22 protein-coding genes are annotated in these 21,249 nt (G+C 67.5%); 1 reads left to right on the forward strand and 21 read right to left on the reverse strand.

The window, feature by feature from the left end:
* Window positions 1-25: 25 nt before the first annotated feature.
* From PEM_RS07650 to flhB, 14 genes are all read right to left on the reverse strand, one after another.
* Entirely contained in the window at window positions 26-391 is a 366-nt protein-coding gene (locus PEM_RS07650; protein ID WP_005409521.1) for a response regulator, read from the reverse strand.
* A complete protein-coding gene (locus PEM_RS07655; protein WP_065184917.1) occupies window positions 388-696 on the reverse strand; it encodes an STAS domain-containing protein in 309 nt (102 codons plus the stop codon). The genes PEM_RS07650 and PEM_RS07655 overlap by 4 nt, the downstream gene beginning before the upstream one ends.
* Window positions 697-949: 253 nt before the next feature.
* Window positions 950-2,203: a chemotaxis protein CheW gene (locus PEM_RS07660; RefSeq protein WP_111127753.1), complete on the reverse strand. Its 1,254-nt coding sequence runs from the start codon at window positions 2,201-2,203 to the stop codon at window positions 950-952.
* Window positions 2,200-2,982, reverse strand: coding sequence for a ParA family protein (locus tag PEM_RS07665; RefSeq protein ID WP_065184912.1), 783 nt, complete (start codon window positions 2,980-2,982; stop codon window positions 2,200-2,202). Before PEM_RS07665 ends, PEM_RS07660 begins: the two co-directional genes overlap by 4 nt.
* Before the next feature lie 4 nt (window positions 2,983-2,986).
* Complete coding sequence (motD, locus tag PEM_RS07670; protein WP_065178540.1) at window positions 2,987-4,003, reverse strand: flagellar motor protein MotD; 1,017 nt, start codon at window positions 4,001-4,003, stop codon at window positions 2,987-2,989.
* Between the two features lies 1 nt (window position 4,004).
* On the reverse strand, window positions 4,005-4,745 hold the full coding sequence (locus PEM_RS07675) for a flagellar motor protein (RefSeq protein ID WP_049413360.1): 741 nt from the start codon (window positions 4,743-4,745) through the stop codon (window positions 4,005-4,007).
* A gap of 90 nt (window positions 4,746-4,835) precedes the next feature.
* On the reverse strand, window positions 4,836-6,695 hold the full coding sequence (locus PEM_RS07680; RefSeq protein ID WP_111127750.1) for a chemotaxis protein CheA: 1,860 nt from the start codon (window positions 6,693-6,695) through the stop codon (window positions 4,836-4,838).
* Window positions 6,696-6,697: 2 nt separating this feature from the next.
* The gene (locus PEM_RS07685) at window positions 6,698-7,303 is read right to left on the reverse strand and encodes a protein phosphatase CheZ (RefSeq protein ID WP_005416422.1); all 606 of its coding nucleotides are present in this window, start codon (window positions 7,301-7,303) and stop codon (window positions 6,698-6,700) included.
* Window positions 7,303-7,695: a chemotaxis response regulator CheY gene (gene cheY / locus PEM_RS07690; protein WP_005413247.1), complete on the reverse strand. Its 393-nt coding sequence runs from the start codon at window positions 7,693-7,695 to the stop codon at window positions 7,303-7,305. Before cheY ends, PEM_RS07685 begins: the two co-directional genes overlap by 1 nt.
* Window positions 7,696-7,752: 57 nt before the next feature.
* On the reverse strand, window positions 7,753-8,496 hold the full coding sequence (locus PEM_RS07695; protein ID WP_005416423.1) for an RNA polymerase sigma factor FliA: 744 nt from the start codon (window positions 8,494-8,496) through the stop codon (window positions 7,753-7,755).
* Complete coding sequence (locus PEM_RS07700) at window positions 8,493-9,380, reverse strand: P-loop NTPase (RefSeq protein WP_032959426.1); 888 nt, start codon at window positions 9,378-9,380, stop codon at window positions 8,493-8,495. The genes PEM_RS07695 and PEM_RS07700 overlap by 4 nt, the downstream gene beginning before the upstream one ends.
* Window positions 9,367-10,989: a flagellar biosynthesis protein FlhF gene (gene flhF, locus PEM_RS07705; RefSeq protein ID WP_095377977.1), complete on the reverse strand. Its 1,623-nt coding sequence runs from the start codon at window positions 10,987-10,989 to the stop codon at window positions 9,367-9,369. Before flhF ends, PEM_RS07700 begins: the two co-directional genes overlap by 14 nt.
* Window positions 10,990-11,134: 145 nt before the next feature.
* The gene (flhA, locus tag PEM_RS07710; RefSeq protein ID WP_205529642.1) at window positions 11,135-13,195 is read right to left on the reverse strand and encodes a flagellar biosynthesis protein FlhA; all 2,061 of its coding nucleotides are present in this window, start codon (window positions 13,193-13,195) and stop codon (window positions 11,135-11,137) included.
* A 44-nt stretch (window positions 13,196-13,239) separates the two neighbouring features.
* On the reverse strand, window positions 13,240-14,370 hold the full coding sequence (flhB, locus tag PEM_RS07715; protein WP_095377979.1) for a flagellar biosynthesis protein FlhB: 1,131 nt from the start codon (window positions 14,368-14,370) through the stop codon (window positions 13,240-13,242).
* 196 nt (window positions 14,371-14,566) lie between these two features.
* Here flhB and PEM_RS07725 point away from each other — a divergent pair, with 196 nt between their 5' ends.
* Window positions 14,567-14,986, forward strand: coding sequence for a hypothetical protein (locus PEM_RS07725; RefSeq protein WP_240431596.1), 420 nt, complete (start codon window positions 14,567-14,569; stop codon window positions 14,984-14,986).
* A 292-nt stretch (window positions 14,987-15,278) separates the two neighbouring features.
* On the opposite strand, the gene PEM_RS07730 is transcribed toward PEM_RS07725, so the two are convergent.
* The 7 genes from PEM_RS07730 to fliM all read right to left on the reverse strand — a co-directional run bounded on the left by PEM_RS07730 (window position 15,279) and on the right by fliM (window position 21,249).
* Window positions 15,279-17,414 (reverse strand): bifunctional diguanylate cyclase/phosphodiesterase, encoded by a 2,136-nt coding sequence (locus tag PEM_RS07730; protein ID WP_111127745.1) that lies wholly within the window; start codon window positions 17,412-17,414, stop codon window positions 15,279-15,281.
* A 167-nt stretch (window positions 17,415-17,581) separates the two neighbouring features.
* A complete protein-coding gene (fliR, locus tag PEM_RS07735) occupies window positions 17,582-18,373 on the reverse strand; it encodes a flagellar biosynthetic protein FliR (protein WP_049460577.1) in 792 nt (263 codons plus the stop codon).
* Window positions 18,374-18,386: 13 nt separating this feature from the next.
* Window positions 18,387-18,656: a flagellar biosynthetic protein FliQ gene (locus PEM_RS07740; protein WP_005413254.1), complete on the reverse strand. Its 270-nt coding sequence runs from the start codon at window positions 18,654-18,656 to the stop codon at window positions 18,387-18,389.
* A 59-nt stretch (window positions 18,657-18,715) separates the two neighbouring features.
* Complete coding sequence (gene fliP / locus PEM_RS07745) at window positions 18,716-19,495, reverse strand: flagellar type III secretion system pore protein FliP (RefSeq protein WP_111127743.1); 780 nt, start codon at window positions 19,493-19,495, stop codon at window positions 18,716-18,718.
* Between the two features lies 1 nt (window position 19,496).
* A complete protein-coding gene (gene fliO, locus PEM_RS07750) occupies window positions 19,497-19,895 on the reverse strand; it encodes a flagellar biosynthetic protein FliO (RefSeq protein WP_180848852.1) in 399 nt (132 codons plus the stop codon).
* Window positions 19,896-19,912: 17 nt separating this feature from the next.
* Complete coding sequence (fliN, locus tag PEM_RS07755; protein WP_005409543.1) at window positions 19,913-20,248, reverse strand: flagellar motor switch protein FliN; 336 nt, start codon at window positions 20,246-20,248, stop codon at window positions 19,913-19,915.
* A complete protein-coding gene (gene fliM, locus PEM_RS07760) occupies window positions 20,245-21,249 on the reverse strand; it encodes a flagellar motor switch protein FliM (protein WP_005416434.1) in 1,005 nt (334 codons plus the stop codon). The genes fliN and fliM overlap by 4 nt, the downstream gene beginning before the upstream one ends.

Consider the following 21,249-nt stretch of genomic DNA (forward strand, 5'->3'; position numbering starts at 1 on the left):
GAAGAGGGGGAGCGGCGCCGGGCGATCAGCCCAGCACTTTCTGCACGGTGGCGACCAGCTGTTCGGGATTGAACGGCTTGACCAGCCAGCCGGTGGCACCGGCGGCCTTGCCTTCGGACTTCTTGTCGGCGGCCGATTCGGTGGTCAGCATCAGCAGCGGGGTGAACTTGTAGTCCGGCAGCTGGCGCAGTTCGCGGATCAGCGCGATGCCGTCCATGTTCGGCATGTTGACGTCGGTCACCACCGCATTGAAGCGCTGGCCCTTGGCACGACCGAGCGCGACCGCGCCGTCTTCAGCTTCTTCGACGGCAAAACCGGCCGAGGTGAGGGCGAAGGACACCATCTGGCGCATCGACGCCGAATCGTCCACCACCAAGATACGTGCGCTCATGCAGCGTTCTCCACAGATTTCAGGTTGTCATGGGTTACGTCCAGGCCCAGGGCCTGGGTGACGCCCAGCAGGCGCGCGGCGTCACTGAAGGTTGCAGTGCAACCGTGGAAGCCGGTGCCCAGGCCTGCCTCGCGGCGGGCCTGCACGAACGCACACAGCACCTGCACGGCGGCCGTGTGGATGCGGGCGACCTGGCTGGCATCCAGGGTCAGCTCGCCAGCCTGGTCCACGAGTGGGGCGAGGCGGTTCTTGAGCTCGGTAGTGCTCTCGATGCCGAGATCCCCACCCAGTTCGACAGTGCTCATCGTTGCTCCGGACAAACGGTTCCGTGATCCATAACGGCACCCCGGTGGGGTTCTTTAGAAGAATCGACGCGGTGCGTCGATGCGGTCGCTGCTTAAAAGGGGACGGAGGGAATTAAGTCGCAATCGACCTGGCACTACTGCAGCTCCCTCGGCAACGGCGACCGCGCAGTGGGGACGTAAGGTGTTGATCCATCGGCGCAAAGCGCCGGGTCAGTTGCGACTTAATTCCCTCCGTCCCCTTTTTCTTGGCGGCTCAGCTCAACAGCCGGGTGGCGTCGAGCAGGATCATCGGCCGCTGGCTGACCCGGGCCACGCCGCGGAACAGGTCGTTTGAGATCTGGCAGATGCGCGCGGTATCGGGCGGTTCGATCTGCGAATCGGTGAGGTTGGCGACATCTTCGACCGCTGACACGCGCAGGCCGATGGTTTCGCCGTCCTCCTCCAGGACCACGATGCGGGTCTGTGCGTCGTCTTCGGCGGCCGCGGCGCCAAGGTGCAGGCCCAGATCCATCACCGGTACCACCTGGCCGCGCAGGTTCATGATGCCGAGCATGGCCGCTGCAGTGCCACGAAGTGGCAGCAGCGGCACCGGCAGCACCACTTCCTGCACCTTCAGCAGTTCCAGCGCATAGGCCTGGGTACCGCAGCGAAGGCGCAGCCAGCGTGAAGTGCGTTCGCCGGCGCGTCGGTTCTGCGGATGCGGGCTGCGAGCCGGTTGGTGGGCCTGCGCCTGCAGCTCCTGCCAGGTGCCGGGACGGTTGCCTGCCGGGGCATCGACGGCGGCGCGCGGCGGCGGAGTGGCGGTGCGCGCGGCCGGGGCTGCAGGTGCAACCGTCGGGGCCACCGTAGCTGCGACCACGGCGGGCGGTGGCGTGGCTACGTCTTCGCCACCGGCGGCCGCTTCGAACGCGGCCTGCAGGCCGGGGCTGTCGGTGTGGGCGAGGCGATGGCTGTCGGCCGGATCGGTCTCGTAGATCACCTCGTCCGGCAGGTCGTCCCAGGTAGGTTCCGGACCGGCGTTTGCAACGACGGCGGGTGCCGGCGCGGTTTCGTGGATGACCTCCTCAGGCAGGTCATCCCAGGTCGGCTCGCGTTCGGAAACCGCTTCTACCGCCGGACCCTGCCCAGCGTTACCGGAAGCGGCAGCGCTCTCGAAGGCCGCTTCCAGTGCTGCGTCGTCCCGGCTTTGCGCGGCGGCGACGGATTCTGTTTCGTAGATCACCTCGGCGGGCAGATCATCCCAGGTGGGTTCGCGCGTGGGTGGTGCGGCGCTCTCGAAGGCGGCTTCCAGCGCAGCGCTGTCCCCGCTCGGCGTGGCGGCGATGGTTTCGGTTTCGTAGATCACTTCGGCCGGCAGGTCGTCCCAGGTCGGTTCGCGTTCGGCGACTGCTTCGATCGCCGGGCCTTGCCCGGCGCCTGCGTGCGGCAGCACGGCAGGCGGCGGCGCGACCATCGCTTCGCCCAGCAGTTCGTCCAGGTAATCGTCGAGGATGCCGGTGCTGTTCATGCGGCCTGCTCCAGGGCGCGGGCATCCTCGCCGAGGATCCAGTTCAAGGCGCGCCGGTAGGCGGCCAGGCCACGGCCCGGGTAGTCCTCGCCGGCGCTCGGCAGGGTCAGCCCGGCGGCGTTGCTGATGCGGGTATCGATCGGAATGGCGTCTTCCCACACGCGGCTGCCATGGCGGTCCTGCATGGTGCGCAGCGACTCGTTGCCGGCGCGGGTGCGTCGGTCGAACAGGGTCGGCAGGATCGAGATCGGCAGCAGGCGGCGGCGCGAACGCTCGACCATCTCGCCGGTGCGGACCATGCCATCCAGGCCGTGCAGGGCCAGGGGCTCGGCCTGGGTCGGGATGATCAGGCGATCGGCGGCAGCCAGTGCGTTGATCATCAGCAGGCCGAGGGTGGGTGCGCAGTCCAGCAGGATGTAGTCGTGCTGGCCCTGGTGGCGCGCCAGCGCGTTCTGCAGGGCCAGGCCGAGGCCGGGCTGGTTGGCGCTGCGGCGTTCCAGCGTGGCCAGCGCCGACTGTGCGCAGACGTAGTCCAGGCCATGGATGTTGCTGGCATGGCACAGGCTGGACAGGTCCGCTGGCGGTGTGCCGAACAATTCCAGTACGCCGGCCGGCGGCGGGTCCACCGGCACGCCGAAGGCGCGGCTGAGCGAGGCATGCGGATCGAGGTCGATCAGCAGCACGCGATGGCCGAGCGCGGCCAGGCCGCGGCCGAGGGCGAGGGTGGTGGTGGTCTTGCCGACTCCGCCCTTCTGGTTGGCGACTGCCCAGATGCGCATCGGATTACTCCTTCATTGCCGGGGGAACGGCGGCGCCGACGCGGCTGCCAGCCGGCACCGGCGGCAACTTCACCGGTGCGATGGGGGAGGTGGGGGCGCTGGCCGGAGTTGCGTCGGCCTGTTCGGTGACGGTGCTGTCGGTGGCGCCGGTGGCTGCGTTCAGGCGTTGGCCGAGCGGATCCACCGAGTGCGACGTGTCGGCCAGGATGATGACCATCACCCGGCGGTTGCGGTTGCGGCCCTGCGCGCTGTCGTTCTCTTCGCGCGGGCGGAACTGGCCATAGCCGACCATCGCCAGCCGCGACGGCTGCACGCCCTGGTCGGCGAACAGGTGCACTACGCTGGCTGCGCGCCCGGCCGACAGTTCCCAGTTCGACGGGAAAGTGGCGGTGGCGATCGGCACGTTGTCGGTGTGGCCTTCCACGCGCACGCTGTTGGGCACGTCGCGCAGCACCTCGGCCAGGCTGGCCAGGGTCTGCCGCGCATGCACGTCCAGCGCGGCCGAGCCGGTGGGGAACAGGATGTCGCTGTTGATCTCGACTTCGATCCACAGTTCGGTGCGGCGCACGCTGATCATGCCGCGGTCGATCAGCGGCGCCAGTGCGGCGGTGAGGCGATCGGCAATCGTGTTGAGCTGGCGCTCGGCACGGGCGATCTGCTCCTGGTTGTGCACCGACACCGGCATGCGCATCTGCGAGGCCATCGACGGCAGCAGGGTCGGGTCGTGCGAGGGCGCCGGCGCGGAGGGACCGATCTTGGTGCCGGACTTGATCACCGAGGGGCTGTCCCAGCCGCCGCCCTGCACCTGCTTGTTGCCCACCTGCACCGGGTTGATGGTGCGCGGTGCGCCACCGAAGGCATCGGTCAGCGCGTCGGCCATGATCCGGTACTTGCCCTCGTTCACCGAGGAGATCGCGTACATGACCACGAAGAAGGCGAGCAGCAGCGTCATCAGGTCGGCATAGGGGATCGCCCATGCTTCGTGGTTGGCGTGCTCTTCGTGGTGCTTGCGGCGGGCCATGTCAGTGCAGGAAGCCGGAGAGGTTGGTTTCGATGTTGCGCGGGTTCTCGCCCTGGGCGATCGAGATCAGGCCTTCGATGACCATCTCGCGGTCGCGCGTGTTGTGCGAGATCACACTCTTGAGCTTGGCGGCGATCGGCAGGAACAGCAGGTTGGCCGAAGCGATGCCGTAGATGGTGGCGGTGAACGCGGCGGCGATGCCGTGGCCGAGCTTGCTCGGGTCGGCCAGGTTCTTCATCACCGCGATCAGGCCCAGCACGGCACCGATGATGCCGAGCGTCGGTGCATAGATGCCCATCGCCTCGAACACCTTGGCGCCGGCCTGGTCCTGGTGCTCCTGGCTGCCCAGTTCGATTTCCAGCATGTGCCGCATGGATTCGGGCTCGACGCCGTCCACCAGTAGCTGCAGGCCCTTGCGCAGGAACGGGTCCTGCTGCGCTTCCACCTGCGATTCCAGGCCCAGCAGGCCCTGGCGGCGGGCGATGTTGCTCCACTCGACGATCTGCTGGATCAGCTCGCGGCGGTCGCTGTGCGGTGGACGCACGACCCAGCGCACGATGCTGAACGCGTGCTTGAACACCGCCGGCGAGGTGTGCAGCAGGATCGCGGCGACGGTGCCGACGATGACGATCACGAACGCCGCAGGCGACCACAGCGACGCCAGGCCGGCGCCCTTGAGGATGCTGCCGCCGACCAGCGAGGCCAGGGCGAGAAAGAGTCCAATGAGGCTGAGTCTATCCATGGATCCGGTATCGGCTTGTATGAATGGGACTTGAGACACCGGTACGGGCTACTGGTGCGACTTCACGGTTTTACGGGTTCAGCAAGCGGGTCAGTCGTGCGGGCTGCGCAGGCCGTCCACATCCAGGATCAGCGCCATGCGACCATCGCCGATCAGGGTTGCACCTGCGTAACCGCGCAGGCCGCGCAGGGCTTTCGGCAGTGGCTTGATGACCACTTCCTCGCGCCCACGGACCTGGTCCACGACCAGGCCGAAGCGCGCTTCGCCGGCCTGCAGCACCACGATCGTCAGCAGTGTCGACGCGGCGGGCGTCACATCCAGCCACTGGCGCAGATCGACCAGTGGCAGCGTGTGCGAACGGCGGTCGAGCACGGCGCGGCCATCGAACCAGCCCAGCGAGGTGCGCGGTGCGTGCAGCACTTCCATCACGCGCGCCAGCGGCAGCGCATAGACGTCTTCGCCGGCCTGCACCAGCAGGGTCGGCAGGATCGCCAGGGTGAGCGGCACGCGGATCAGGAAGCGGCTGCCGCGGCCCAGCTCCGACTGGATCTGGATCTGGCCACTCAGTTCGCGGATGCGCGACTGCACCACGTCCATGCCAACGCCGCGGCCGGAGATATCCGTGACCTGCTGCTTGGTCGAGAAGCCGGGCAGGAACACCAGGTGCAGGCACTCCTCGCTGCTCAGGCGGGCGGCGGCCTCCGGATCGATCAGGCCCTTCTCGCGTGCCTTCGCGCGCAGCTTTTCCGGGTCGATGCCGGCGCCATCGTCCTGCACCTCGATGCTGACGTAGTCACCTTCCTGCTGCGCCGACAACCGCACATGGCCCATCCGCGGCTTGCCCTGTGCTTCGCGCAGGTCGGGCATTTCCACGCCATGGTCGATGGCGTTGCGGACCAGGTGCACCAGCGGGTCGGCCAGCGCTTCGACCAGGTTGCGGTCGAGCTCGGTCTCGGCGCCGATCAGCTCCAGTTCCACTTCCTTCTTCAGCGAGCGGGCAACGTCTCGGGCGACCTTGGGGAAGCGCGAGAAGACCTTGCCCACCGGCTGCATGCGGGTACGCATCACCGCCGACTGCAGGCGCGCGGTGGCGATGTCCAGGGTGGACACGGCGCGGTCCAGTTCCTCGTCGCGCAGGCGCGCACGCAGGGTCTTGAGCCGGTTGCGTGACAGCACCAGTTCGCCGATCAGATTGACGATCGCGTCCAGGCGCTTGGTGTCCACGCGCACGGTGTGTTCGGCCTCGGCCAGCGGCTTGGCGGCCGGCTTGGTCGCCGCTGCAGGTGCCGGTGCGGCCGGTGCGGCCAGTGGGCGTGGTGCCGCGATCGGTGCGGGCGCTGCCGCAGCGATGGGCTTGGCGCCGGGTGCGGCGCCACCGTGCAGCTGGTCGAGCAGGGCTTCGAACTCGTCTTCGCTGATCAGGCCGTCGTCGGCCTTCCTTGCCGGCGCCACCGCAGTCGGTGCGTTGCCGCCGTGCAGCTGGTCGAGCAGGGCCTCGAACTCGTCGTCGGTGATCAGGTCGCTGCCACCCGCAGCGGGAGCTGCTGCGGCGGCGGGTGCAGCCACGGCACCGCCATGCATGTCGAACTGGGCGATCAGCTCCGGCGGCGCATAGCCCGGCTCGGTGCCGGAGGAAACTGCATCCAGCATCGCTTGCAGGTAGTCCAGCGATTGCTGGGCGGCATCGAAGTGATGGGCCTGCAGCACGGCCTGGCCCGCGCGCGCGATGCCCAGCGCTTCTTCGGCGGCGTGGCACAACTCGACCATGGCGGTGACGCCGAGGAAGCCGGCGCCGCCCTTGAGCGTGTGGTAGCCCCGGAACACCGCGTTGAGTTGCTCGGTGTCCTGTGGTGCCTGCTCCAGCGACACCAGCTGTTCGCCCAGGCGATCCAGGATTTCCTGCGCCTCGATGATGAAATCGGCAGTGATGTCGTCGGATACCGCGCTCATGCTTACAGCCCCAGGTCCGACAGCAGGTCGTCGGCGTCGTTCTGCGAGACCGCGTGGCGGTCCAGTCCCTTCAGTGCCGGCCCGGCCAGTTCCGGATCGGTGCGATGCTGTTCCGGCGGCAGGCCGAGCGCGCCGAAGCCCTCATGCACACGGCGGACGATGCCGACCACGCGACGGATGATCTGCCCCGTCAGGTCCTGGTAGCTCTGGGTCAGGGCGATCTCGGTGAGGTTGTGGCGGATGCGCTCGAGCTGTGCATCCTGGCCCGGCTGCAGGCCTTCGGCGCGCAGCTGTTCGGTCAGGCTGCGGCATTCCTCGGCCAGGTCCAGGGTGCGGTGCGTTGCCTGTTCGGTCATCGCCACCACGTGGTCCAGGCGTGCGCAGGCATCGTCCAGTTCGCCGGCCTCGCTGGGCACGGTCGGCAGTTCACCCAGGGCCTGCCCGAGCTCGCGGGCCAGCCGCGAGAGGCCGCTCATCATCGGCTGCGTGCGCAGCGCGACCAGTCCGTCGATGCGTTGCCGCCAGGCGGTTTCGTCACCGGACTCCAGTGCGTCCAGTGCTTCCTGCAGGCGCAGGGCGAGGGCATTCCTGTCGACCGTGGTATCCATCAGGCACTGGCCGCCAGGCGTTCGAAGATCTTGCCGAGCTTCTCTTCCAGCGTCTGCGCGGTGAACGGCTTGATGATGTAGCCGTTCACGCCGTTCTGGGCCGCTTCGATGATCTGCTCGCGCTTGGCTTCGGCGGTGACCATCAGCACCGGCAGGGTCTTCAGCTTGGCGTCGGCACGAATCGCCTTGAGCAGCTCGATGCCGGTCATTACCGGCATGTTCCAGTCGGTGACCACGAAATCGAACGGCTGGCTCTGCAGCAGCGACAGCGCGGCATGCCCGTCCTCGGCTTCGGCGGTGTTGGTGAAGCCCAGATCGCCCAGCAGGTTCTTGACGATGCGACGCATGGTCGAGAAGTCGTCGACGATCAGGATGCGCATGTTCTTGTTCAAAGCAGAGTTCCTTTGTTGTTCATTCCGGGCGGCCGGGGGCAGCTGCCTCGGCGATGTTCATTCTTCGAGGCCGGCGTCGACGGCCTCGAATACCTTCAGCCGGCCGCGCAGGCGCAGCACGGCCTGGCCGTGGATCTGGCAGACCCGCGACTCGCTCACGCCGAGCACCGCGCCGATCTCCTTCAGGTTGAGTTCCTGCTCGTAGTAGAGCGAGAGCACCAGCTGTTCGCGCTCGGGCAGATGGCCGATGGCCTTGCCCAGCTCGCGGCCGAACTCGCTGCGCTCCAGCACCTGCTGCGGGGTCGGGCCACCCTGTGCGACCGTGTCCAGCTCGCCCTGGTCCTCAATGCGCGACTCCAGGCTCAGCACCTGGCCACGCGCGGCGTCTTCCATCAGGCGCAGGTATTCGGGCAGTGGCATCTCCATCGCGGCGGCCACTTCGGTGGCGCTGGCGGCGCGGCCGCTGCTCTGTTCCAGGCGGCGGATGGTGGCCGCAGCATCGCGTGCACGGCGGTGCACCGAGCGCGGCACCCAGTCGCCACGACGGATCTCGTCGATCATCGAGCCACGGATACGGATCGAGGCATAGGTCTCGAACGAGGCGCCCTGGTCGGCGTCGTAGCTGCGCGAAGCCTCGATCAGGCCCATCATGCCAGCCTGGATCAGGTCGTCGACTTCGACGCTGGCCGGCAGGCGCGCGGCCAGATGGTGGGCGATGCGCCGCACCAGGTCCGAGTGCTGGGCGATGACCTCGTTGGCCGCCGAGCGCTGGACTTCCCTGTACTGGGCCGCGCCCTTCATGCCGCCACCCCGCGCTGCTTGAGGATGCGTTCGAGGAAGAACTCGACGCCGCCGCGTGGTTCGGTCGGCGCCTGCCAGCGGGCCGTGCGGCGCGCGATCTCGGTAATCGCCAGTGCGGACGGGCTGGACGGGTAGGCCTTCACCACCGGCTGCTGGCGCTGGACCGACAGGCGCAGCCAGTCATCCTGCGGCACGCAGCCCAGGTAGTTCAGCGAAACATCGGCGAGGAACTTCTCGCAGACGCGGGTCAGCTTCTCGTACAGCACGCGGCCCTCGTTGGGGTCGCGCACCATGTTGGCCACCACCTGGACGCGGTCCACGCCCCGTTCACGCGACAGCACCTTGATCAGCGCGTAGGCGTCGGTGATTGAAGCCGGCTCGTCACAGACCACGACCACGGTGTCCTGCGCGGCCTGGCAGAAGGTCAGCACGCCGTCGGTGATGCCCGCGGCGGTGTCCACCACCATGATGTCCAGCTCGCGCTCCAGCTCGGAGAACACGTTGACCAGGCCGACGTGCTCGGCCGGGGCCAGCTCGGCCATGTGCCGGCGGCCGGACGCGGCCGGGACCACCAGCACGCCGTTCGGGCCTTCGACGATGACATCGTCCAGCGAGCAGCGGCCGGCCACCAGGTCGGCCAGCGTAAAGGTGGGGTTCAAGCCCAGGATCACGTCGATGTTGGCCAGGCCGAGGTCGGCGTCCAGCAGCAGCGTGCGCTTGCCCATGCCGGCCAGCGCCACGGCCAGGTTGGCCGACACGTTGGTCTTGCCCACGCCGCCCTTGCCGCCGGTCACGGCGATGGTGCGCACAGGGCCGAGCGGCTCGCTGCGGGTGGCCGACAGCGGGAAGGTCTTGGTCAGCTTGGCGTACTCACGCGACGGCATGGTTCAACTCCGGGTTGCAGGGCATATCGGCCGCTCGGCGCAAATCTTCAAGGCGAAGTACGAGATTGGCCGCACTTGCCCGGTGCAGGTCGTCCGGAACGTCCTGGCCATCGGTCACCCAGGTGATCGGCAGGGCATGGTCCACGGCCACCGACAGGGCGTTGCCGAAGCGGCCGGTTTCGTCCAGCTTGCTCAGCACCAGGCCCTGCAGGTTGGCGGCACCGAAGCGGCGGACCACCTCGTCCATGTCGCCGAAGCTGGTGTTGGCCGGCAGCACCAGCAGGGTGCGCACCTGGCGGGCGGCGCGCAGCCACTGCAGCTGGGCGGCCAGCGCGCGGTCGCGCGGGCCCAGCCCGGCGGTGTCGATCAGTACCAGCTTGTAGTCCTTCAGGCGTTCCAGCAGCTGGTCCAGGTCGGTGCCGCTGTTGGCCTCGTGGACGGCGATGCCGAGCTGCCTGCCATAGCCATACAGCTGCTCGCGGGCGCCGATGCGGGTGGTGTCGGTGGTGACCAGGGCGACGTCACGCGGCGCGTGCTTCTCGGCGAAGCGCGAGGCCAGCTTGGCGATGGTGGTGGTCTTGCCGGCGCCGGTCGGGCCTACCAGCGCGATCACGCCGCCTTCCTCCAGCGGGTCGACCGGGGCGATCGGCAGCTTGCGCGAGATCAGCCCCAGCATCAGGCCGCGGCCTCGGTGCGCCTCGGTCTCCAGCGGAATCTGCATGGCGACGTCGCGGGCCAGGCCAGCATCGAAGCCGTACTCGTCCATCAGGTCCAGCGCGGTGGCGCGCACCGGGCAGCCGCGCAGGCGCTCGTCGGTGAAGCGGTTCATTTCGCGCTCGATCACCTGGCGCATGCCGGCCACTTCCTGGCGCAGCTGGCGGATCTCGGCGTCGTCCTGGGCGACCACGGTCAGGACCGGGGCTGGGGCGAGCGTCGGCGTCGGCGCGGTTTCGACGGTGGCATCGGCCAGCGCCGGTTCGCTTGCGGCGACCTCCGGCCGCGTTTCGGCCAGGGCTGCGGTCGGCAGCGGCGGCGGCTGCACGGCCGGGGCCGCGCTTTCGTGATGCGCCTCGTGCGGCGGGTCGATCTGGAAGCGGGCGCGGTTGGCCGGCGTGGCGCTGGCGGGTGCCGGTGCGACGATGGCTTCGGCGAACGGGGCGAAGATCTGGTCCGGCAGCGCCGGCTCATTGACGGCGGCGCGTGCCAGCGTGGCGGCGAAGCCGGTGCTGCCGCGGGTCGGCACGATCTCGTCGGCGCTGTCCAGGGTGCGGCCGGTAGCGCCCACTGCTGCACGGGCGAGGGCGGCCACCGCCGAGGTGGTCGCGGCAATCGGTTCCGGTGCCGGGGTGCTGCTGCGGCGGCGGGTGACGGCGGCGATCACCGCGTCGGCGGCGGTGCGCGGCTTGGGTGCCGGCGGCGGTGCGACGTCACGGCGCGAGGCTTCCAGCGCACGCTGCACCGCGCTCTCGTCGTAGTTGGCGGCGGCGACGATCTCGATGCCTTCCTCGATCCGGCGGTTGGACAGGATCACGGCGTCAGGACCATGTTCCTTGCGCACCAGGTTCATGGCCGAGCGCATGTCGGCGGCGACGAATCGTTTGATTTTCATGCTGTGGTCACGGGGCGAAGACGGCGGGGTGGCGGTCGGGGAACTCGGGTGGTCGGTGGTCTGCACGGTGCGGGTCCCCTTGGTGTCTGTCAGTTGCGTTGGTTCGAAAGTGGTGTCTGTTTTCTGGCGCATCGGCGGGCGGGCGTCAGCTGATCGTTCCGACCAGCTTCAGGCGCTTGTCCTCCGGCACCTCGCTGTAGGCCAGGACCGACAGCGACGGAACGCTGTGGCGGACCAGGCGGGCCAGCGCGGCGCGCACCGGGCCAGGTACCAGCACGACCGCGGGCTCGTTGCGGGCTTCCTGCTTGCTGACACATTCGGCCAGGCTCTGGTGCAGTCGCTCAGCGAGTCCGGGTTCCAGCGCGGCGCCGTTGCCCTGCGTGGACTCCTGCAAGACACGTTCCAATTGCGGGTTGAGGGTGAACACCGGCAGCTCCGCCGACATTCCGGCGATCTCCTGCATGATGAAGCGGCCCAGTGCGGTGCGCACCGCGGCGGTCAGCACGGCCGGGTCCTGGCTGGCGGGCGCATGTTCGACCAGCGCTTCGGCGATCTTGCGCAGCTGGCGGATCGGAATGCGCTCCACCAGCAGGTTCTGCAGCACGCGCACCACCGCCGACAGCGGCAGCGCCTTGGGCGTCAGATCTTCGACGAGCTTGGGCGCGCTCTTGGCCAGGTTGGCCAGCAGGTGCTGCACTTCCTCATGGCCGAGCAGCTCGGGTGCGTGTTCGCGGATCAGGTGCGACAGATGGGTGGCGACCACGGTGGCCGGGTCGACCACCGTGTAGCCCAGCGTTTCGGCCTGGGCGCGCTGATGCGGCTGGATCCAGGTGGCATCCAGGCCGAACGCGGGATCCTTGCCGGCAATGCCCTCCAGTGCGCCGAGCGCGCTGCCTGGATCCAGGGCCAGCTCGCGGTCGGGGTGGATCTCGGCGGTGGCCACCGGTACGCCGTGCACCAGCACGCGGTAGCCGTTGGCGGGAAGTTCCAGGTTGTCGCGGATGTGCACCGACGGGATCAGGAAGCCGACATCCTGGGTCAGCTTGCGACGCACACCCTTGATGCGCGCCATCAGTTCACCGCCCTGGTTGCTGTCCACCAGCGGAATCAGCCGATAGCCGACCTCCAGGCCCAGCGGATCGACCGGGCGCAGTTCGTCCCAGCTCAGTTCGGCGGTGGGGGCCGCGGCGGCCGGGCGGCCGAGCGCAGTGAGCGCGGCGGCATCGGTGCCACTGCCTGTCGCATCGGCAGCCGGTGCCTTGGTCTTGCGATACAGCTTCCAGGCGATGAAGCCAAGGATCGAGGCCAGCGTCAGGAAAGCGACGTTGGGCATGCCCGGCACCAGGCCCACCAGGCCGATGATGCCGGCGGTGATCGCCAGCGCCCGGTACTGGCCGAACACCTGCCCGGTCATGGCCTGGGCCATGTCCTGCGAGCGCGAGGCGCGGGTGACCAGCATCGCCACCGCGCTGGAGACCAGCAGCGCCGGCAGCTGTGCCACCAGGCCGTCACCGATCGACAGCAGGGTATAGGTGGCGGCGGCTTCGCCGAACGGCATGCCATGCTGCAGCACGCCCACGGCCAGGCCGCCGAGCATGTTGATGAACAGGATCAGGATGCCGGCGATGGCGTCGCCGCGGATGAACTTGCTGGCACCGTCCATCGCACCGTAGAAGTCGGCTTCCTCGCGGACTTCCTCGCGGCGCAGCTTGGCTTCTTCACGCGTCAGCAAACCGGCGTTGAGGTCGGCGTCGATCGCCATCTGCTTGCCGGGCATCGCGTCCAGGATGAAGCGCGCGGTCACTTCCGAGACGCGGCCGGCGCCCTTGGTGATGACCACGAAGTTGATGATGGTCAGGATCGCGAACACCACGATGCCGACCGCGTAGTTGCCGCCGATCACGAATTCACCGAAGGCGGCGATGACCTTGCCCGCGGCATCGTGCCCGTTCTGGCCATTGAGCAGGATCACGCGGGTGGAGGCCACGTTCAGCGCCAGCCGCAGCATGGTCGTGATCAACAGCACGATCGGGAAGATGGTGAAATCCAGCGGGCGCTTCACGTAGACCACCGCCAGCAGCACCATCAGCGAGATGGCGATGTTGAAGGTGAACAGCGCATCGAGGACAGGCGCGGCCAGTGGCACCACGACCATGGCCAGCAGGGCCAGCACGATCAGCGGCGCGCCAAGGCCCTGGCGGATCATTTCCAGGGCGCGGCGGGTGTTGAATCCGGTGGCGGGCTGGGCGCTCACGGGCGGCCTCCCTTGCCGAATTCATCCACCTGGATGTGCGGGGCGTCCGGCATCGGGCCAGTGCGCCAGGCGCGCAGCTGGTAGACGTAGGACAGGACCTGGGCGACGGCCGAATACAGTCTCACGGGAATTTCCTTTCCGAGTTGGCCTTCCCGATACAAGGCGCGTGCCAAAGGCGGGGCGGAGACGATCGCGACCTTGTTGCCGTCGGCCACTTCACGGATGCGCAGGGCGGTCTCGTCCACGCCCAGCGCGACCACGGTGGGAGCGTTCATGGCGCCGCCTTCGTACTTCAGGGCCACCGCGTAATGGGTGGGGTTGACCACCACCACGTCGGCGGTGGGCACCGCTTCCATCATCCGGCGGTTGGCCATCTGCTGCTGCAGCTGGCGGATGCGGCCCTTCACCTCGGGGCTGCCTTCGCTTTCCTTCATTTCCCGGCGCAGCTCTTCACGGGTCATCTTCAGCTTGCGCATCCAGTTCCAGCGCTGGTATGGGGCATCGATGGCGGCCAGCACCAGCATGGCGCCGGCGGTGGCCAGCAGCAGGCGCAGGGTGAAGCCGAGGCCGTCGGTGATGGCGGTCTCCAGCGGGTGGTGGATCAGCCCGCGCAGGGTGTCAAAGCCGGTCCAGACCACCAGCCCTGCGGCCACACCGACGAAGGCCACGCGCAGCAGCGACTTGGTGAACTCGGCAATCGCCTCGGGGCCATACAGGCGCTTGAGCCCGCTCATCGGGTTCATGCGGTTGATGTCAGGCAGCAACGCCTTCTGCGACCAGCGCAGGCCGCCCATCACCAGCGGGGCGACGAAGCTGGCCAGCAGGCAGACCAGCACCAGCGGTGCGATCACCAGCAGGAACTGCAACAGCAGGTCGCCGAAGTGGCCGAACAGTTCCTTCGGGTTCTGCCGCAGGCTCTGTTCCGGGCTGAGCGCCTGCTTCATCCAGGCCGTGGCGCCACGGCCGATCGAGCCGCTCATGGCCATCACCGCCAGCACACCGGCGCCGAACACGGCGGCGGTGCCGAGTTCGCGCGAGCGCGGCAGGTTGCCCTGTTCACGGGCGTCGCGCAGGCGTTTTTCGGTCGGTTGTTCGGTCTTTTCGCCGGCGGATTCGTTCTCGGACATCACGGGCACTGCGTCAGGGGTTGCCGGAGGGCGTGCAAGAACTGTTCCGCTATCCGTCAGCCGCGAACGGCAGCACTGTGTGTCTGCTCCTGCTCATTCTGGCGTTCGCAGTGCTGTATGCGCTGCCGCGCTATCGCATCCAGAGGGCGAGGAAGATCGTTCAACTGCTGCTGTACAGGGGGCAGCTAGCAGCTACATGAGGCATGATGCCAAGACACGCAGAGAGAAGGGCGGTGCTGAATGGGTTGCAGGATGGGATATCGCAGCAATGAGCTTTGACATAGTCGTTTTGAAGCTGGAAGACCTCGGTGAAGAAGACCTCTCCAATGTCGAGACTGTGCAGGACATCGGATGTCCCCAGGCCATAATCGCATCATTGGAGTTGGTGTTCCCCGGATGTGTCCAAGGTGCATTCTCGGATGGTGAGCGCTACTCGCTCGAGTCCGCTCTGAATGGAGACCCGGTGAGCTCCATACACCTTACTCTTCGATTCGGTCGAGCATGGTCTGAGGCAGCCAATTCTGAGTTCATGGCCCTGCTTTCAACACTTTGCCAGCGGTTGCAGTCAGTCGCGTTTGCCGTCTCCGACAACTCGAGGATTACCCCTCCCTGCTGAAGCGGACGATCTTGCTCGCGACAACGGCACGGGAGGCCAGGGCTCGTTGAGCATCGGGTGACTGGCAGGAGGAAGCATCCCCAAGATGAAGCTGGATGGCTTGCCGGCACGTCAGCGTTCGACCTAGTCGCTCCAGGGATGACGCAAATGGCAACGTCGACGTTACCGTGAATTTCGTATTCCTGCAGAAGAGTCCAGAACTCTTGCAGACAACCAACGCACCCTCCGACCATCAGGTCGGTGCGCCGAGCGCATCTCAGCAGGCCATCACCTGTTGCATCGCCAGGTGGATTCAGCGTCCCCCACCTTCGGGCGCTTTGAAGCCGGTGCTCAGTTCCACCCGCGGCCGGGGCAGGTCGTGCAGCTGCATGAAGCGCGCCGCGTCGACCGGGCGGCCGAGCAGATAACCCTGCAGGAAGTCGCAGCCCAGGCGCTCCAGGTAGGCGCGCTGCGCGGCGGTTTCCACGCCTTCGGCGACGATGTCCATGTCCAGGGCATGGCCCAGCGCCACGATCGCCGAGACGATCACCACGTCCTCCGCACTGTGTTCCAGGTCACGCACGAACGCGTGGTCGATCTTGATCTCCGTGGCGGGCAGCCGCTTCAGGTACAGCAGGCTGGAATAGCCGGTTCCGAAATCATCGATGGAGATGCCCACGCCCAGCGCCGACAGCGCCTGCAGCAGGCGAAGGCTGGTATCGGTATCGCGCATGACCGTGCTTTCGGTGATTTCCAGCACCAGGTGGCGCGGAGCGATGTTGTGGCGTTCGATCATCGCGCGCACATCCTGCAGCAGGTGCGGCGAACTGAACTGCACCGGCGACAGGTTCACCGACATCGACCAGCCTTCATGCCCGGCGTCGCGCCAGCGCCGCAGCTGCTGGCAGGCCTGGTCCAGTGCCCAGCGACCGATCTCGTTGATCGCGCCGCTGCGTTCGGCCAGGCGGATGAAGCGGTCCGGTGGGATCAGTCCGTGCTCCGGGTGTTTCCAGCGGATCAGCGCTTCGGCACCGGCCACCTTCTGGGTGGCCACGCGGATCTTCGGCTGATAGTGCAGGAACAGCTGCTCGCTGCCGATCGCACGGCGCAGGTCGGCCAGCAGCCGGAACTGCTGCTCGGCACTGTCGTTCATCCAGTCGGCGAACAGCACGAAGGCGTTGCGTCCGGATTCCTTGGCCTGGTACATCGCCGCGTCGGCGAAGGCCATCAGCTGGCGCTCGCTGGCAGCGTGGTCGGGGCAGATCGCCACGCCGATGCTGGCGGTCACTTGAAGTTCGTTGTCCGGCAGCAACGGGCCGCTGCCCACTGCCTGCAGGATGCGCCGGGCGAGGGTGGGCAGGTCCTCGTCGTGCTCGATGCGCACCACCAGCACGAATTCGTCGCCGCCCAGACGGGCCAGCATATCGTTGGGCCGGAGCAGCTGGCGGGTACGCTCGGCCACCGCCACCAGCAGTGCGTCGCCGGCCTGATGGCCGTAGGCATCATTGACCTGCTTGAATCCGTCCAGGTCCATGAACATCACCGCGAAACGGCTGCCGCCCTGTTCGGCTTCGGCCAGCGCCTGCACGATGCGCCGCTGCAGCAGCAGGCGGTTCGGCAGGCGGGTCAGCGGGTCGTGCAGTGCAGCCTGGGTCAATTCCTGCTGGGCATCGGTCAACGAGGTGCTCAGCATCGAGTTGCGAAGCCGCAGCAGCTGCGCCTCCACACGCTGGTCCAGCCACGAGACCACCAGCACCACCGCCAGGATCGCAACCGTCAACACCACCACCAGCATCGCCAGCCACTCGCTCTGCAGGCCATCACCGACCGCGGCGCCGCAGATGCTGCCTTCCGGGAAACGCGCGGCGGCCATGCCGGTGTAGTGCATGCCGACGATGGCCAGGCCGAGCAGGCCGGCGGCCGCCAACCGGTCACCGATGCGGGTGCGCTGGGCGCGCAGCCGGAACGCCACGTACAGTGCGGTCCACGAAGCGGCCACCGCCACCACCAGGGAGAGCAGCAGCCAGCCCGGGTCGTAGTCGATCCCGGGCTGCATGCGCATCGCCGCCATGCCGACGTAGTGCATGCCGGCAATGCCGGTGCCCATCAGCAGGGCACCACCGGCCAATCGAGGATGGGGCAGGGTACGCAGTGAGACCAGCCACAGTGCGAACACCGACGAGGCGATCGCCAGGGCCAGCGAGAGCAGGGTGATGGGCAGGTCGTAGCCCAGTGCAATGGGCAGATCGAAGGCCAGCATGCCGATGAAGTGCATCGACCAGACACCCAGGCCCATGGCGAATCCGCCCCCCAGGCGCCACCACCAGGCGGCTGCCCTGCCCGGGGCGGTGACCGTGCGTCCTGCCATGGCCAGCGCCGTGTACGACGCCATCACGGCGACCAGCAGTGAGATCGCCACCAGCCACGGGTTGTACGTGCCTACCAGCATTCGTCAGTCTCCCGGACCTGCCTGTCGACGGAAACCACGGTGGGGCATGCATGAGGCAGGCCAACGCGAACGGGCGCCGGCCAGGTGCGGCATCCCCCCGGTTGCCGCGCATTCACTCTAACGCGCAGACCGGGGGGGACTTCAAGCGGCAATACGTGATGACCGGGTCAGCGTGTGACCGCGTCCGCGGCCTGGAAGGCGGCGTCGAACAGGCGCTGTACCGGCGGCCCCATTTCCCCGGCCAGCAGCGCCAGGAGGAACAGGCCCAGCAGCAGCGAAACCGGCAGGCCCAGCTGGATCGGGTTCAGCGCAGGGGCGGCTCGCGCCAGGACACCGAAGGCCAGGTTCACCGCCAGCATCGCCACGGTCAGCGGGATGGCCAGGGTCAGCGCACCGCGCAGCACGGTCAGCAGGAAGGTCGGAGCGATGCTGAAGAAGGCATGGGGATCAGGCAGCGGGGCGCCAATCGGCAGCGCGCGATAGCTGTCCACCAGCAGCGAGATCAGCGCCAGGTGGCCGTTGGCGGTGAAGAACAGCAGCCCGAACAGCAGATAGAACCACTGTCCGATCACGCCGGAGGTACCACCGCGCAGCGGGTCGCTCATCTGCGCGAAGGCCAGGCCGGTGCCCTGCGCGATCAGTTCGCCCGCCATCGCACCGGCTTCGAACACAAGCCGCAGCAGGAAGCCGATGGATACGCCGATGGCCAGCTCGCGCGCGATGGTCAGCACCGTGGCGGCGTCGAAGCCGGTCCAGTCCGGCACCGGGGGCAGCAGCGGTGCCAGGGCGATGGCCAGGGTGCCAGCCAGCACCACGCGCACCCGTGACGGGACGGCGCGGGTCCCGACCATGGGCATGGCCATGGCCACAGCGCCGATGCGCAGCATGGTCCACAGTACGGTGCCGATCATGCCGAAGGCCTGAAGGCCGTCGGCAGCCATCTGGGTGGCGGCGTCCATCGAAGCGCGTGTCCTAGCCGATCAGGTGCGGAATTCGCTGGAACAGCAGCGTGGTGAATTCAACCAGGTGGCCGATCAGCAGGCTGCCCAGTGCGAACAGCACCGCGGTCAGCGCTGCAGCTTTGGCGACGAAGGCGATGGTCGGTTCATTGAGCTGGGTCGCGGCCTGCACGACACCAACCACCACGCCCACCACCAGTACGGTGAGCAGCAGCGGGCCGGCCACCCACAACACGGTGATCAGGCCGCCACGCAGTTCAGTCAAGGCAAGTTCGGGAGACATTCGGATTCCATCTGCTCATGTAGAGTCGAGCCCTGCTCGACTGCGCGTTACGGGGGATATCAGGCCGGATTGAAGCTCGCCGCCAACGTACCCACGGTCAGCACCCAGCCATCGACCAGCACGAACAGCAGGATCTTGAAGGGCGCCGATACCAGCATCGGCGACAGCATCATCATGCCCATCGACATCAGCACGCTGGCAACGACCAGGTCGATGATCACGAACGGGATGAAGATCAGGAATCCGATCTCGAAGGCGGTCTTCAGTTCACTGGTGACGAACGAAGCGACCAGCACCGGGAACGGGATCGCGTCGGGGCTGGCGTAGGTGCCATGCCCGGCGATGCCGGCAAAGGTCATCAGGTCGGTCTCGCGGATCTGCGCCAGCATGAAGCCGCGCAGTGGCTGCGTGGTCAGCGTCCATGCGGTCTGGAAGTCGATGTCGCCGTTGAGGTAGGGCGCCATGCCCGCGCTCCACGCCTTGTCCCAGGTCGGCATCATCACCATTGCGGTGAGGAACAGGGCCAGTCCCAGCAGCACCTGGTTGGACGGCGTCTGGCCGGTGCCCAGCGCCTGGCGCAGCAGGCCCAGCACGATGATGATGCGGGTGAACGAGGTCAGCACCAGCAGCATCGACGGGATCAGGGTGATCGCGGTCATCAGCAGCAGGGTCTGCAGCGGCAGGCTGACCGGCTGGCCGCCGATCTTGCCGACGTTGACGTCCGGCAGCGTGGTGGCCGGAGCGCCGGGTGCGGCGAACGCCAGTGCCGGCAACAGGCACAGGGCAAGCAACAGCAGCCACGGCATCAGGGTGGCAAGTCGGGTACGGGTGACACGCATGTCAGGGATCCTTGCGCAGCCGCTGCTGCAGCAGCTGGGCGAAATTCGGCAGGTTCTTGAAGTCCGGCACGCGCACCGGTGCCGGTGGCGGCAGCGGCTCGGGCAGGGTATGCAGGGTATTGATGCCGCCGGCGGTGACGCCCAGCAGCAGCTGCTGGCCGTTGACCTCCACCACCACCACGCGCTCCTTGGCGCCGACGCTCAGGCTGGCCACCAGCTTCATGCCTTCGGCCGGACGGAAGCCGCTGCCAGGCATGCGCTTGAGCAGCCAGCCCAGGCCGATCACCAGCGCCAGCACCGCCAGCAGCGCCAGCACCGCACCGAACAGGCTGGGTGCGGCGGCCGCATGCTGGCCGACCTGCGGGCCGACCGGCGCGGCGGCCTTGCCGACCGCCAGCAGGGTGGAGGCCAGCAGGCTCAACGCAGTCTCCGGATACGCTCGCTGGGGCTGACCACGTCGGTCAGGCGCACGCCGAAGCGGTCATTGATCACTACTACTTCGCCGTGGGCGATCAGGGTGCCGTTGACGAACACGTCCAGCGATTCGCCAGCACCGCGCTCCAGTTCCACCACCGACCCCTGGTTGAGCTGCAGCAGGTTGCGGATCGGCAGGCGGGCACGACCGACTTCCAGCGACAGGGTCACCGGCACATCGAGGATCACGTCCAGGTTCAGGTCCGGACCATTCGCCTCATCGGCCTGCAGGCTGCTGAACTGGGCCGGGGTCGGTTCGAGGGCGTCGATATCGTTCATTGCGGGTCTTCCTGGATGACGGGTACGCGCGGGCGGGTGCCCGGCGGATGGGTAGCGGTGATCTTCACGGCGTTCATGCCGTTGGCGATGCCGAACTCGCCGGTGAACACGGGGATGTTCTCCACGCACAGCGGCACCTGCGGGCTCAGCTCGATCGGCAGGATGTCGCCGACCTTCAACTGGGTCAGGTCGCGCAGGGTCATGCGCTTGCTGGCCAGCACGCTGGACAGGGTGACTTCGGCGACGTTGAGCTGCTCACGCAGGGTCTTGCCCCAGCTCTCGTCGCGGTCGTTGCGGTCGCTCTGGATGCCGGCGTCGAGCAGTTCGCGGATCGGTTCCAGCATCGAGTAGGGCAGGGTGACGTGGATGTCGCCGCCACCACCGTCGAGCTCGACGTGCAGGCGGCACACCACCACATATTCGCGCGGGGTCACGATGTTGGCGAAATGCGGGTTGATCTCTGAGTTGATGTACTCGAAGTCGACATCCATCACCGGTGCCCACGCTTCGCGCAGATCGGCGAAGGTCTGCTTCAACAGCAGGTGGATCACCCGCATTTCAGTAGCCGTGAACTCGCGGCCCTCGATGCGGGTGGGGTAGCGCCCGTCGCCGCCGAAGAAATTGTCGACGATGGCGAACACCAGGGTCGGCTCGAACACGATCAGGCCGGTGCCGCGCAGCGGCTTGAAGCGGATCAGGTTCAGGTTGGTCGGTACATACAGCGAGTGCATGTAGTCGTTGAACTTGATCAGTTCGATGCCGCGCACCGACAGTTCGGCCGAGCGGCGGATCAGGTTGAACAGGCCGATCCGCCACAGGCGCGCGAAGCGCTCATGGACCATTTCCAGGGTCGGCATGCGACCACGGATGATGCGGTCCTGGCTGGCGAAGTCGTACGAGCGCGCTTCGCCTGACGGGGGTTCCGCATCGGTCTCGACCGCGCCACTGTCCACGCCGTGGAGCAGGGCATCGATCTCGTCCTGGGACAGCAGATCATTCAT

It is taken from the genome of Stenotrophomonas sp. Pemsol (assembly GCF_003586545.1).
Taxonomy (GTDB): domain Bacteria; phylum Pseudomonadota; class Gammaproteobacteria; order Xanthomonadales; family Xanthomonadaceae; genus Stenotrophomonas; species Stenotrophomonas sepilia.

Coding starts and splice junctions, on each gene's coding strand:
- PEM_RS07650 (WP_005409521.1), bottom strand. CDS start 391: ATGAGCGCACGTATCTTGGTGGTGGACGATTCGGCGTCGATGCGCCAG.
- PEM_RS07740 (WP_005413254.1), bottom strand. CDS start 18,656: ATGTCTCCCGAACTTGCCTTGACTGAACTGCGTGGCGGCCTGATCACC.
- PEM_RS07665 (WP_065184912.1), bottom strand. CDS start 2,982: ATGCGCATCTGGGCAGTCGCCAACCAGAAGGGCGGAGTCGGCAAGACC.
- flhF (WP_095377977.1), bottom strand. CDS start 10,989: ATGAAAATCAAACGATTCGTCGCCGCCGACATGCGCTCGGCCATGAAC.
- flhB (WP_095377979.1), bottom strand. CDS start 14,370: ATGTCCGAGAACGAATCCGCCGGCGAAAAGACCGAACAACCGACCGAA.
- fliN (WP_005409543.1), bottom strand. CDS start 20,248: ATGAACGATATCGACGCCCTCGAACCGACCCCGGCCCAGTTCAGCAGC.
- PEM_RS07695 (WP_005416423.1), bottom strand. CDS start 8,496: ATGAAGGGCGCGGCCCAGTACAGGGAAGTCCAGCGCTCGGCGGCCAAC.
- flhA (WP_205529642.1), bottom strand. CDS start 13,195: ATGATCCGCCAGGGCCTTGGCGCGCCGCTGATCGTGCTGGCCCTGCTG.
- PEM_RS07725 (WP_240431596.1), top strand. CDS start 14,567: ATGAGGCATGATGCCAAGACACGCAGAGAGAAGGGCGGTGCTGAATGG.
- fliM (WP_005416434.1), bottom strand. CDS start 21,249: ATGAATGATCTGCTGTCCCAGGACGAGATCGATGCCCTGCTCCACGGC.
- PEM_RS07655 (WP_065184917.1), bottom strand. CDS start 696: ATGAGCACTGTCGAACTGGGTGGGGATCTCGGCATCGAGAGCACTACC.
- motD (WP_065178540.1), bottom strand. CDS start 4,003: ATGGCCCGCCGCAAGCACCACGAAGAGCACGCCAACCACGAAGCATGG.
- PEM_RS07730 (WP_111127745.1), bottom strand. CDS start 17,414: ATGCTGGTAGGCACGTACAACCCGTGGCTGGTGGCGATCTCACTGCTG.
- fliP (WP_111127743.1), bottom strand. CDS start 19,495: ATGCGTGTCACCCGTACCCGACTTGCCACCCTGATGCCGTGGCTGCTG.
- PEM_RS07680 (WP_111127750.1), bottom strand. CDS start 6,695: ATGAGCGCGGTATCCGACGACATCACTGCCGATTTCATCATCGAGGCG.
- PEM_RS07685 (WP_005416422.1), bottom strand. CDS start 7,303: ATGGATACCACGGTCGACAGGAATGCCCTCGCCCTGCGCCTGCAGGAA.
- PEM_RS07660 (WP_111127753.1), bottom strand. CDS start 2,203: ATGAACAGCACCGGCATCCTCGACGATTACCTGGACGAACTGCTGGGC.
- fliR (WP_049460577.1), bottom strand. CDS start 18,373: ATGGACGCCGCCACCCAGATGGCTGCCGACGGCCTTCAGGCCTTCGGC.
- PEM_RS07675 (WP_049413360.1), bottom strand. CDS start 4,745: ATGGATAGACTCAGCCTCATTGGACTCTTTCTCGCCCTGGCCTCGCTG.
- PEM_RS07700 (WP_032959426.1), bottom strand. CDS start 9,380: ATGCCGTCGCGTGAGTACGCCAAGCTGACCAAGACCTTCCCGCTGTCG.